This is a genomic window from Petrotoga sibirica DSM 13575 (assembly GCF_002924625.1).
GTDB classification, from domain to species: Bacteria; Thermotogota; Thermotogae; order Petrotogales; family Petrotogaceae; genus Petrotoga; species Petrotoga sibirica.
Window position 1 is genome coordinate 42,989 of the sequence record NZ_JAHC01000021.1, and the last position, 13,857, is coordinate 56,845.

At 34.4% G+C, this 13,857-nt stretch carries 8 protein-coding genes; 3 read left to right on the forward strand and 5 right to left on the reverse strand.

All coding sequences use genetic code 11. The features are described 5' to 3' along the window. Positions 1-24: 24 nt before the first annotated feature. Positions 25-1,962 carry a methionine--tRNA ligase gene (gene metG / locus AA80_RS06255; protein WP_103876937.1) on the reverse strand — a complete coding sequence of 646 codons (1,938 nt, stop codon included), beginning with the start codon at positions 1,960-1,962 and terminating at the stop codon, positions 25-27. A gap of 563 nt (positions 1,963-2,525) precedes the next feature. Here metG and AA80_RS09900 point away from each other — a divergent pair. After that, positions 2,526-2,771 (forward strand): hypothetical protein, encoded by a 246-nt coding sequence (locus AA80_RS09900; RefSeq protein WP_134080006.1) that lies wholly within the window; start codon positions 2,526-2,528, stop codon positions 2,769-2,771. A gap of 108 nt (positions 2,772-2,879) precedes the next feature. Here AA80_RS09900 and AA80_RS10235 read toward each other — a convergent pair whose 3' ends face one another. From AA80_RS10235 to fbp, 3 genes are all read right to left on the reverse strand, one after another. Then, positions 2,880-3,248: an MFS transporter gene (locus tag AA80_RS10235; protein ID WP_244903570.1), complete on the reverse strand. Its 369-nt coding sequence runs from the start codon at positions 3,246-3,248 to the stop codon at positions 2,880-2,882. Then, on the reverse strand, positions 3,178-4,116 hold the full coding sequence (locus tag AA80_RS06260) for an MFS transporter (protein ID WP_243830526.1): 939 nt from the start codon (positions 4,114-4,116) through the stop codon (positions 3,178-3,180). Before AA80_RS06260 ends, AA80_RS10235 begins: the two co-directional genes overlap by 71 nt. Before the next feature lie 173 nt (positions 4,117-4,289). Continuing rightward, the gene (gene fbp / locus AA80_RS06265) at positions 4,290-5,405 is read right to left on the reverse strand and encodes a fructose-1,6-bisphosphate aldolase/phosphatase (protein ID WP_103876938.1); all 1,116 of its coding nucleotides are present in this window, start codon (positions 5,403-5,405) and stop codon (positions 4,290-4,292) included. 431 nt (positions 5,406-5,836) lie between these two features. Between fbp and AA80_RS06270 the strand changes: the two genes are divergently transcribed. Then, positions 5,837-9,097, forward strand: coding sequence for a helicase-related protein (locus tag AA80_RS06270; RefSeq protein ID WP_103876939.1), 3,261 nt, complete (start codon positions 5,837-5,839; stop codon positions 9,095-9,097). Beyond that, positions 9,090-12,476, forward strand: a complete 3,387-nt coding sequence (locus AA80_RS06275; RefSeq protein ID WP_103876940.1) for an Eco57I restriction-modification methylase domain-containing protein — start codon at positions 9,090-9,092, stop codon at positions 12,474-12,476. The genes AA80_RS06270 and AA80_RS06275 overlap by 8 nt, the downstream gene beginning before the upstream one ends. A gap of 27 nt (positions 12,477-12,503) precedes the next feature. Here AA80_RS06275 and AA80_RS06280 read toward each other — a convergent pair whose 3' ends face one another. Then, positions 12,504-13,775: an MFS transporter gene (locus AA80_RS06280; RefSeq protein WP_103876941.1), complete on the reverse strand. Its 1,272-nt coding sequence runs from the start codon at positions 13,773-13,775 to the stop codon at positions 12,504-12,506. Positions 13,776-13,857: the final 82 nt, after the last annotated feature.

The following is a 13,857-nucleotide window of genomic DNA, read 5'->3' on the forward strand; positions in this document are numbered from 1 at the left end:
GTATTACCTCCATTAAGAAATCTTTTAAGAAATTTTCGCGCCAGGTTCAACATCTTTATCTACCGTCAGTATACTAAGATTACCGTTTTCATCTTTAGCCGCCAAAAGCATACCTTCGGATAATTCGCCCATCAATTTTGCGGGTTTTAGGTTGGCGATTATTATTATCTTCTTACCAACTAAATCCTCTTGTGAGTAAAAGTTTTTAATGCCTGCAATAACTTGTCTTTCACCCATCTGGCCTAAATCAAGATGTAGTCTTAGTAATTTGTTAGATTTTTCAATATTTTCTGCGTTAACTACTTTGGCAACTCTTAAATCTATCTTTTTAAAATCATCTATTTCTATTATGTTTTGAACGTTTTCACTTTCTGACATTACTTCGTCCTCCCTATTGATATTTACTGTTTTGATTATTCTTTTCCAACTTTTCACATCGATTCTTTGGAATATTGGCTCACCTTTTCCAACTTTAACACCACTATGTAAATGGTCCTTTTCAAGATTCTCTCTGTTTAAAACTTCCAAACCATAACCTATCTTTTTTAACATCTTTTCGGAAGTATCGGGCATTACTGGATAAATCAAAATAGAAATAATTCGAATAACGTCGAGCAAATTGTATAAAACGGTGGACAACCTATCCTTCTCATTTGGATCCTTACCTAAGATCCACGGTTCTGTTAAATCTATGTATTTATTAGAAAAACGTATGATTTCCCATAGATTCTCAAGGGCTTGTGTAAACTGATACCGCTCCATCAACACCAAATAAGCGGTTTTCTTGCTTTCTAAAAGTTCTATAAGTTCTTCGTCTACCTTATCTTTCCTTTTGGGTTTTGGTATGATACCGTTAAAATACTTTTCAACCATTGTAAGTGTTCTATGCACTAAATTGCTTAGATCGTTAACTAAATCGGCATTGTACCTAATAATTAAGTTTTCTTCCGAAAAATCTCCATCTCTACCAAACGCAATATCCCTCATCAAGTAATACCTGATCACATCTCTACCATAGGCGTTCATAAGAACTCTCGGATCAACGGCATTTCCCAAAGATTTTGAAATCTTTTGTCCGTTGACAGTTAACCATCCATGGGCGAACACCTTTTTTGGCAACGGTAGGCCCACTGACATCAACATAGCTGGCCATATCAGCGAATGGAACCTATTTATTTCTTTTCCAATAAGATGCAAATCGGCAGGCCAGTACCTGTTGAATTTTTGTTGATCATCAGAATAGCCTATTGCACTAACATAATTAATTAACGCATCCACCCACACATATACCACATGTTTAGGATCGCTCTTTAAAGGGATCCCCCAATTGAATGTAGTCCTTGTTATACTAAGATCTTTTAACCCATTATTCAAAATTTGTAGCATCTCATTTTTTCTAAACGAAGGTTCAACGAAATCCGGATTATTTTGATAATATTTCAACAACGGTTTGGTATATTTAGAAAGTTTAAAAAAGTAATTCTCTTCCTCCACCCATTTCAATTCTCTATTACATTCAGGACAAAGCTTAACGCCATCTTGAGTGATTATCTCAGATTCATCCCAAAAGGATTCATCGTGTATGCAATACCAGCCGGCGTATTTATCTTTGTACACATCTCCATTCTCCATCATCTTATCAACGAACATCTGAACGGTTTGTACATGATAATCATCGGTTGTTCTTACAAAATGATTGTAACTAATCCCCATTTCATCCCATAAATCTTTAAACTTTGAAGAAAGCGAATCAACATAATCCTGTGGAGGTATATTCTTCTCTTTAGCGGCTTGTAAAACCTTTTGTCCATGCTCATCCGTTCCCGTTAAAAAGAAAACGTCGTACCCCATCATTCTCTTAAATCTTGCTATTATATCTGCAACAATCGTAGTATATGCCGAACCAATATGTGGTTCACTGTTAACGTAGTAAATCGGTGTAGTGACGTAAAACTTATCCATTAATGGCACCTCCATAACTGTTCAAACTTCTTTCTCTTATCTAATTGTTAAGCCTAAAATATTATATCACATGGAGAATGTTTTGGTATTCTCATTTATTCTCTCAAGGAAAACATTAGAAAACTCACTTCCCTTTCTTAGATGGGCGGGAAGTTGGATAAAGGTGCTATATAATATTTCAGAACATCTAAAAAAGATATTTTTTAATATATGCGACAAAACTAAAATTCTTGTTTTAAAAGGGCCACAAAGCGGAGCCCTTTTGCTGTCCTGTGCAAAATGTTTTTTTATAAAGTCTTAAAATTAACATCCTCAATCTCATTTGCGAAGCGCATTAGATCATATTAGATGTCCGTGAAAAAGATTGGTTAGATCATAATTCGAACCTTTGAGGGGTAAACCCCCCAAACTCCTCGAAAACAAAAATCTCTTTTTTTAAAAGATCTTTGTTTGCACAATGCTGCAAACAAATGATATCATATCCTTAACTCTTTTTGAAGGGAGGTAAGAAAAAAAAGAGAAGAGGACCAAAGAAGAAGTATGAATCAATTCATGAAGTGATATTGTGGAAATGTTGGGGATTATCTGGATGTGTTTGTGCTGAAAAACTTCAGCTCCATGTTGGAAGTATACATCGAGGAATTGAAAAGAATAACAGATTTTCGATGTATGAACTTTCAAAGACAGAAGAAGCAAAGAAGGTATCCTTAGGTACATTGAAAAGGATGATTAGTAGATTTCCTTTGATATTACACATTATCATCCTGATAACGATAAGACTATACTTAAAGTGCTTTTTGAAAAGGTAAAAGGGAAGAACGAAGCTAATAACAAAAAGCAAATCAAGTTCAAAGACATAATTACTATCTAACCATTACCCTATTTCAATGACAATTAATTATGATCTAACACGATTTTTAAGAAACATTCCGCTTTTTCATTTGATAAGGGATGAATAAGTAAAATATTCCAAGTATGCTAGTTATTATTCCAAAGACCAAGAACAAACTTTTCAATGAAAAAAATGTTGCCATAATCCCTGCAAATGCATAAGAAAAGGGTCTTAACGAATCATCTATCGTTGATCGCAACGCAAAAACTCGTCCCCTTGTATTTTCAGGGGTAATCCTTTGAATCAAAAGATTTTCATTAATATTTCCAATCTCAGTCATAAACCCTAATATCAACAAGGCAATCAATACGTAAATATAACTGTTAACTATACCAAGAGAAGCCAGGAATACTCCTACCAAAACCGAGGATAACATTAGTGCTACGTACTTCATTTATCTCTTTAATGGATGATAGAACTAGGGCGGTTACAAAAGAGCCTGCTCCCAACATCGTTTGCATAATTCCATACTCACCAGGACCTACTTTCAGTATCTCACTAGCCAATACAGGTAAGAAAACGAATATATTAGTTCCAAAAAAATCATCTAATGTCTCTAAAGTTATCAACCCTTTAAGTTGAACATTGGTCCATATCACTTTGAAACCATCTTTTATTTCTGAAAAAATCATCCCATTTTTTTCTGCTTCTTCTTTTTTTCTGCCTTTTTCTTCTGTTTTTATGAACATTTCAGAGACTGCCGAGAAAATAAAAGTCATCCCATCGATTAAAATTTGCCATTTTATTCCCACTAAAGACACAATCACACCACCAATAGCCATTCCTATAAGTTGAGAAAGTCTATCTGTCATTGAAATCATGGCATTAGCTTGAGAAAGCTCATCATCGTTTACTATAATCGGGATTAAAGACAACAACGCAGGACCGAATAAGGTACCACAGATCTGTAATCCAAAAATGGTTATTATCAATACCCAAATTTGATAGAAATATGTTCCAAAGAAGATACCCAGTAAAATAAGGATTCCACCACTGGTTAAATCTGTTATCACAAGGATATTTTTCTTTTTCCATCTATCTGCCCAAACACCTGCAAAAGGAGAAAAAATAATATTCGTAACAGCAATCGTACTTAAAACAGTACTAACTGCACCCACCCCGCCTATCTCAGCTGCAGCTGACCAAAGAATGGCGATAATAAAAATAGCAGATCCGACACTGGATACTAGCCTACCGAAAAAAAGAAGTAGAAAATTACGGTTTTTTATTAAAAGATGTAAACCTCCAGTTGAATTTGACATTTTATCTCCCTCTTTAAGCTTTTGAATATCATAATAAATATTCCACAAAGATTAAAATATATTACTTTAAAAAAATCAAGTATGTTATTAAATTTTTTAAAGTTATTGATTAATTTGCATAAAAAAAGTAACTCCCGCATGCTACTTCGGGAGTTACCTCATAAGAGAAATTATTATTCCAATTCTTCAAACCTTGTTTCAAGCTTTTCTAATACTCCTGGGAGGGTAGTATACTCCATCTCTTCAGGCGGAAGCCTATGTGGCTCGAAAGGACCTAGTACCCTTATGTAATCTGCCAATTCTAAAGCTTTTTTTCGAGCTAGGTCAAAAGCAGGATCATCAAACAAATCTATGGGACCGATAAAATTACCGTGACTTATCTGGAAGCCCGCTGCAATTACACGAGGTGGCCCATCAAATCGCGTACATTGAGCATCTTTGAATGAAACAGGCATTAAAGGGCCGGCATGTGAACCACGCATCCAACCGCTGACTAAATAAGGCACACTAAAAGGTTCTAACACCTCTCCCAAAGCCGGTAAACCCGATTGTGCTCTTACCAATGCTACTGGATCGTCTTTCCCTACATATTTTTCAGCGATAAAGAACAACTTTTCTGTGCTTACTACTGCAACGGGTTCATCTTTTGGTAAAGGGCTGGAATCCTTGGGGAAAATCCTTTTTATAACATATTTGCTTTTTGCACCTATCAAAGATAAGAAAAGATACAAATCCTCCGGACACTTGAGAAAAATTCTTTTTCTGTCTTTTATATTCCATACTTCAAATATGAAACCATCAATTAGCAAAGGATCTATAATCAATCCTGCAGTATTAAACGGGTCCGCAAAAATTTTGTATATGGGGAAGTTAAAAGAACCTGGTTCTGTTTTATCCATCATAAATGCAACTAAAGTTTCAGACCCCCGTTCTGTAAATTCCATTTCTGCTATACCTGGGCCCATTCCTTTAATATTTCCGCTAAATGCATCTGATAGCAAATCTTGCCCGGCACCGTGTAACTTTAACTCTTTCGCAATCTTGGTTGCTGCTTCAAAAGTTTCCCAAGCGAGTTTATGAATTTCTTCAGAATCGATCCCCCTTCGATGACTCATAAGTAGTTGTAAATCATCGCCTACGTGTAAAACTCTGTAATCTACCAACAATCCGTTTTCTTTTGCCTCCTGTAAGCACTCAGAGGCTTTTTCTTTAAGTTTGGGATGTACAGTTGAATGACCTGGAATCCCTCCAACATCCGCTTTAATTAAACTTACGGTAACTTTTTCCATCTTGCTATCACCTCCACCAGTAATTTATTAATGATATTTAGGAACTCAAAAACTTTTTGTGTGATGCTCCACCACTCTGCTCCCCCAATTATATTTTCTCAACCTTCAATTTAATTATATGTGAATAAAATTATATAGTCAAAGACGATTATTCCTGTTTATAGGCTATTATAACTATTTAGAGGCGATCCTGTGCAGCATGAAAAAAATTTCATAGAAATCATATTTGTTATAAAAATCGAAAAATTTTAAAAAGCTTTCTAATCAATTTTGTAAGAATGAAAAAATGATATAAAATAATACATAGAAAGAAACATGAAATATTTTCTATTTCGTAAAAAAAAGTTATCCTAAGGCTAAACGGTGGTCTAAAAACAGTGATTTTGTATTCAAATTTTATTAAAATACAAGGAAAGATGAGGTAATAATATATGAACAAAGAAAACGATCCCTATGCACTTTTTAACAGTCATGAAGTTGTGAAAGCAATGTCAGATCTAACGTTTATCACTAACGCACCCAATCAAACCCTTAAAGATAGATTTGAACAGTTAATAAAGGATTGTCAATCCTTCGATTGTTTAGTTGCATACTTTTATATAAGTGGATTCCATCTTATATATAAATCGCTAGAAAAAACTGAAAAAATCAAAATACTAATAGGAATTGGAACTAGTAAAGAAACTTACGATTTAATAAATGCACCAGGAAATCAAATTCTTTCACATTCAGAGACAAAACAAGAAGTAGAAAAGATGGTAGAAAGTGAGATGGGTGATTCTGAAGATAACCAAAATGTTGAAGAAGGGGTTCAAAAATTTGTTGAATGGATAAAAGATGGGAAATTAGAAATAAAGGCTTACCCCTCACAGAATATTCACGCAAAATTATACATTATGACTTTTAAAGAGGGAGACAGAGATGTAGGAAGGGTTATCACCGGCTCAAGCAATTTTACACAATCTGGACTGCTGAATAACCTTGAATTCAACGTCGAGTTAAAGAATCGCTCGGATTACGAGTTTGCAAAACGGCAATTTGAAGAGTTATGGAAAGATGCTATAGATGTCAGTGAGAAATATATTCAAACAATAAGCGAAAGAACCTGGCTCAATCAAACAATTACCCCATACGAGCTGTATCTCAAATTCCTGTATGAGTATTTTAAAGAAGAGTTAAGTAAAAGCGATGAAATCTTCTCTCAATATTATCCTGAAAATTTCAAAACTTTTGAATACCAAAAGCAAGCAGTTATAAATGCAAAAAGGATATTAGAAGAATACGGTGGAGTTTTTATTTCTGACGTAGTAGGTCTCGGTAAAACCTACATCAGTGCGATGTTAGCAGGACAGCTTGATGGTAGAACCCTTGTTATAGCTCCACCAGCTCTACTTAATAAAAACAATCCCGGTTCCTGGCAAAATGTTTTCGCAGATTTTCATCTCCCAGCCAATTTTGTATCAATTGGCAAAATTGACGAAGCAAAAAAATTAATAGAACAAAGAGAATATAAAAATATAATCATTGACGAAGCACATCGTTTCAGAAATGAGGCGAATATCAATTATGAAAAAATAGCCGAAATTGCACGTGGAAAAAGAGTTATCTTAGTATCTGCCACTCCCTACAATAATTCACCTAAGGATCTTCTCTCGCTTATTAAACTCTTCCAGAATACCAAAAAAAGCAATATCCCAGGTGTTACTAATCTAGAAGAGTTCTTTGGAAGACTTGAGAGTAAGTTAAAAAAAGTTGACCGTCAAAAAGATTACAACAAATTCTTAGAAATTACAAAGAGTAATGCAAAAGAAATCCGTGATAAGGTATTAAAATATCTAATGGTTAGAAGGACAAGAAGGGAAATCGAGAAATACTTTGCAGAAGATTTAAAGAAAAATAAAATAAAGTTCCCGGAAGTAGAAGATCCCAAACCGTTTTATTATCAATTAAACGACCATGAAGACAGCATTTTCATGGAAAGTATAAGACTAATAACCCAACAATTCAAATATGCCCGTTATACACCCTTGCTATATTTAAAAAAAGGTATAAATTCCCAACAAGAACAATCCCAAAAAAATATGGTCGGTTTTATGAAAGTTCTATTAGTAAAACGCCTTGAAAGTAGCTTCTATTCATTTAAAAAAAGCATAGAGCGATTCATCAACTACTACGAAATGTTTAATAAAGAATATAGAGAAGGAAGAGTATACATAAGTAAAAAGTATATAAACAAAATCTTCGAACTATCCGAAGCTGAAGATGACGAAATGATTCAGAAACTTATAGAACAAGGAAAAGCCGAAAAGTACGAAAGTAAAGATTTTAACCCAGAATTTGAAAGAGATCTTACCAAAGACCTTGAAATTCTAAAAAAAATAAGATCGATGTGGCAGTCTATAAGAAGGGACCCAAAGCTTGAAACCCTTCTTCAAAATTTGAAAAATCACAATATCTTGAAAGATAAGAAAATAATTATCTTTACAGAGTCAAAAGAGACTGCCGAGTATTTGAGTGAAAATATAAATAATTCTTTAGGTAAAATCGCCCTTGTTTTTCATGGAAATTCACCAGAAACTATTAAAGAGATAGTAATAGAAAATTTCGACGCAAGGGCAAAAAACCAAAAAGATGATTACAAAATACTTATCTCAACTGAAGTACTTTCTGAAGGCGTTAACCTACACAGGTCAAACATTGTAATCAACTATGACATACCATGGAACCCCACAAGGTTGATGCAAAGGGTAGGGAGAATAAACCGTATAGATACTAGGTTTAACAGGATTTATACATTTAACTTTTTCCCAACCATACAAGCTGATTCCCAAATAGAGTTAACAAACATAGCTCGTTCAAAAATAGAAGCATTTTTAACGTTACTAGGTGGAGACACCTCGATTCTCACCGAAGGAGAACCCGTCTCTTCTCACGAATTATTTAACAAATTACTCTCAAAGGATACGATTACACCAGAAGAAGAGGAAGAAAGTGAACTCAAGTATCTAAGATTAATTGAAGATATTCAAAAAAATAATCCCGAACTTTTTGAAAAAGTAAAGCACCTACCAAAGAAAGCACGTTCTGCAAAGGTACTTTCTGAATCGCTCAAAGACATAGCCTTTCCTCATTCCCTGATAACGTTTTTCAGAAAAGGCAAATTGATGAAATTCTATCTATCGAATAAAAGCAAACCAGCAAAAGAGACAGATTTTTTAACTGCCGCAAAAATTTTTGAGAGTACACCTGATGAAAAAAGAACGAATATTCCAACTCAACATTACTATGAACTATTAGATAAAAATAAAAGCTCATTCTATGATGCAACCATTGAAGAAATCATCGTTGACACACGCCAGAGAGGCTCTAAAAATGAAACCGAACTTCTCAAAATTCTAAAAGCTACCCAAAAAAACGCAAAACAACTCACAGAAGATCAGGAAGAATATCTTAATCAAATTATAACCAAGATTGAAGAAGGCGGTATACCCAAACAAACAGTGAAGAAAACACTCACTGCATTAAACAAGATATCCAAAGAGATACAAAATCCTCTAAAAGTAATAGGTGTTTTACAATGTGAAATCTCGCCAACCTTCTTTAAAAGCCACTATGTACAAACTGCTGCTGTAACAGAAGGTAAAAGGGAAGTAATATTATCACTGTTTTTAGGAGAGGGAAACGATGAATAAAGAACAAGCTAGAAATCTTGTAGTTAAAATTTTCGAAAATCCTTTCAATAAAGACAACTTTTCACTTTTCCTTAAAAATCTCTTGAAATCTTTTGAAGAGAAACCTTTTGTCTATAGAGGTAGCTATATTTCCCATGCATTTGAACCTTACATAAGTTCATTAGAAAGAATCGGTAAGTATTCATATGATGGCAAAGAAATCGATTTGCTAATCGTCCAGTTAAAAAAAGAAACCTCACTTGAGAGAGCTAGAGCTATGCAAAGAAACTTCATAGCTTGGTACCTAAAAGGGTCAAGAGGTGGGAAATTGAAAGATGCTGCTCTGGTTGCTTTTGTCTCACCAGAGAACCAAGATTGGAGATTTTCGCTAGTTAAGATGGATTATAGCTTTGACCTAAAAATTCCTGGGAAGGTCAAAGCCAAAGAAGAATTCACACCTGCAAAAAGATGGTCTTTCCTCGTTGGTAAAAATGAAAATAGCCATACAGCTCAAAGCAGGTTTATCCCAATACTAATGAACGATGAATACAAACCAACCCTTGAAGATTTAGAAGAAGCATTCAACGTTGAGATAGTAACAGATGAATTTTTCCAAAAATACAGAGATCTTTTTATCAGAACAAAATTAGAACTTGATAAAATCGTCGAGCAGAATCCAGAGGTAAAACAAGAATTTCAAACAAAAAACATAAGCACCGTTGACTTTACCAAAAAACTCTTATCTCAAATTACTTTCCTTTACTTCCTGCAAAAGAAAGGCTGGTTCGGGGTTAAAAAAGGCCAACCCTGGGGTACAGGCCAAAAGGATTTCATGAGAAAATTGTTCAACAAAGAATTTGGAGATTATCAGAATTTCTACAACGACATCCTAGAACCTCTCTTTTTCGAAGCATTAAGAACTGATAGAAGTGATGCTGACCATTACTTTAGCAGGTTTGACTGCAAATTACCATTTTTAAATGGTGGATTGTTTGATCCCATAAATAATTATAACTGGGTAGAAATCGACATAATGATCCCTGATAATCTTTTTTCAAATAGCGATAAAACGAAAGAAGTAGATCAAGGAGACGGTATACTCGATATCTTCGATAGATTCAATTTCACTGTAAACGAAGAAGAACCACTCGAAAAAGAAGTTGCCTTGGACCCTGAACTTCTTGGAAAAATCTATGAAAAACTAAATGCCATAAGAGAAGATAACTTCGATGAATATGTAAAAGTTTTGAAATCAGGAAAAAGAAGCTTAGAAACAAAATTCAACAAAGAATACGGCGTCTATTACACACCAAGGGAGATAGTTCACTACATGTGTCAAGAAAGTTTGATAAGTTATCTAGAAACAGAAATGCATGGCAAAGTTTTAAGAAAAGCTTTGGAAAAGTTTGTAGAAAAAGCTGATTCAGTTACTGAAATAGAAGCCATTGCTCTTGAAAAAGAAGAAAGAATCCAAGCAGGTGATCAGAAAACAACACGTTATGAAACACAAATTCCTGAAATCATAAGGCGAAACGCAAAAGAATTAGACCAACTACTCGCAAACATAAAAGTACTGGATCCCTCAGTTGGCTCAGGCGCCTTTCCAATCGGGATGATGCATGAGATAGTAAAAATGAGGAAACTGCTTTCCATTTATCTTGACAAAGAAGAAAAGACTTATAATTTTAAGCGATCTTGCATTGAAAACTCTCTCTATGGGGTCGATATAGATAATGGTGCAGTTGAAATATGCAAATTAAGGTTTTGGTTATCAATGATCGTGGATGAAGAAGAATTTCACAACATAAAACCACTACCTAATCTTGATTACAAAGTAGTTAGAGGAGATTCACTACTTAAAATAGAGAAAAAACTTTTAAATTTTAAGCTTTTCGAAGACTTAGAAAAAACCAAACCCTTGCTCTTTAGCGAGACTAGTCCTACCAAAAAGCAAGATTACAAAAATCAGATCGACGAACTCTTCAGCAAGATCACCAATGGAAATACTGAATTTGATATTGAGGTTTATTTCTCAGAGGTATTTCACCAAAAAGGCGGTTTTGATGTTGTGGTTGCTAATCCTCCATATATTCAACTCCAAAATGAGGGAGGTAAACTTGCCAAACTTTATGAAAAACTAAATTATGAAACCTTTGACCGAAAGGGAGATATTTACGTATTGTTTTACGAAAGAGGTATTCAACTACTCAAAGAAAAAGGCTTACTTTGCTTTATTACCTCCAACAAATGGATGCGTGCAGGATATGGAGAAAAACTAAGAAACTTTTTTTCTAGGTACAACCCGCAAATACTAATTGATTTAGGACCAGGCATCTTCGAAACAGCAACAGTAGATACTAATATACTTTTAATTCAAAAAAAGTCTAACGAGAAAAATCTGAAAGCTGTAACTTTACAAAGTGAAAATAACGAACCTATAAACATAACTGAACAGCTAAAAAGTCGCGGTGTCACACTTACTAATCTATCCAAAGATGCATGGTTTATCGGTTCAGCTGCTGAACAAAAACTGAAAGAAAAGATTGAAGGCATTGGTAAACCATTAAAAGAGTGGGATGTAAAAATTTACCGAGGTGTGCTAACTGGACTCAACGAAGCATTTATAATTGACAGCCAAAAGCGGGAAGAAATTTTGAACAATTGTAAGGACGAAGAAGAACGTCGTCGCACCGAAGCCGTTATAAAACCAATACTTCGAGGCAGGGATATCAAACGTTATTATTACGAATGGGCTGGATTGTGGGTGATAGGAACTTTTCCGGCATTACGATTAAACATTGATGATTATCCTTCTTTGAAAAAATATTTTCTTGACCACTTTGATATTCGACAACTAGAACAATCAGGCAAAAAATATCCAGAATTAGGTTTTAATGCCCGCAAAAAAACCAGCAATAAATGGTTTGAAACTCAGGACCAAATCGCCTACTACCACGAGTTTGAGAAAGAGAAGGTGGTGTGGCAAAGAATAACGCAAGAACCAACTTTTTGTTTAGTTGGATCAAACATTTTTACATTAGATAGCATGGCTTTTTTTACAGGAAACAATCTTAAATACATAATGGCAATCTTAAATTCAAAATTAATTTATAAATACGTTGAAATGATTGTTCATCAATATGGTTTTACGGGTTTTAGGTTATCTAACCAATACGTTGAGATTATGCCCATACCCCCCATCACTCCATCCAATCAATCCATCGTCCAGCAGATTGAAGAGTTGGTAGATAAAATCATTTCCGCCAAAAAGGAGAATCCTCTTGCGGATACCAGCCAATGGGAACAAGATATAGACAGACTGGTGTATTCGTTATATGGTTTAACAGAAGAAGAAATAGAGATCGTAGAAAAATATGTATATTTAAAAAACAACAAATAACAAAATGATTTTATCAAAAATCGACTTTTATACTTCTTCAGTAACAAGTTTAGGATTAAAGGTTTCTTCTGGTGCAATTCTTAAAAATAGGATGGTTACAATAGCTGATGCTATGCTTGCAAACAGTGCAATTTGATATCCCTTCATTAAATCTAAAAGAATACCATATATCTGCATACCAACAGGTACAGCTCCTTGCGTAATCAACCCCACAACCGTAAAAACACGAGATCTTACGTTGGTTGGTGTCATTTTTTGCATGTTGGTATCAATAGGTATATTTATAAAAGCATTGCTCACGCCTATTACCATAAGGTTTATGTATAAAATTATTAAGAAAGTCCATGATGCTCCTCCGAATGTGGTAACGATATTAGGAAAAAATAAACCTGAAATGATGAAAGACATGATAGCCTCTACTATTAAACCAAATGTCATCGATTTTTTGGGATTACTCTTATAAAAAATAGTACCAATTAAAATACTACCAATTAATATCCCCACGGTAAAAGAAGATTGAGTAATTCCATACTGTTCGCTTGTAAATCCGATTTCTTGCCTTAATACATAAGGAAGCACAATCGTAAGAATCGGTGCCATCATAAAATTGAGAACCAACGCAAATAAAAGCAATTCTTTCAAACCCTTTCTTACCTTTATAAAAATTAATCCCTCTTTTATGTCTGAAAACATAGATTTAAAGGATATTTTTTGCTTACTTTCATAATGAGGATGGTAAGTAATAAACATTTCGCTTATGGCAGAAATAACGAAAGAAATTCCATTTATAAGAAACACAACTTTTATTCCCCCAAATCCATATATGATTCCTCCAAGGATTGGTCCTATAATATTAGAAATACCATTTATTGAAGAATTTAGTGAATTAGCTTTTGTGAGGAATTCAATAGGGACTAAGTCCGGAAGCATCGCATTGGTTGAGCCGCCGAAAACACTGTCTAATATAGAAATAAATACTTGGGCAGTGAAGATAAAGGCGATGCTCATCCAACCTTGATAGGCAGAATATGCCATAAAAAGTATAATTATCCCTCGTAAATAGTCTGTATTCACCATAATTTTCTTTCGATTTCTTCGATCTCCCAAAACCCCTGCTATCGGTGAAAAAATTAATCCTGGAAGCGTGCTTAAAAGAGCAAATGTACCCATAAGGGTTCCAGAGCCTGTAAGATCAAGGATATAAAGCGGTAAAGCAATCATTTGTATGCCAGTTCCTATTAAAGATACAAGTCTACCTATGGAGTACAGCAAAAAGTTTCTTTTTTGCTCATTTGTCATTAAAATTTCCTCCTGTTTTTATTCTTGTTATAGTGCTTTTATGAACCTTAAAAAATTTAGATTTAGCGCCCCTTCGCCCCGC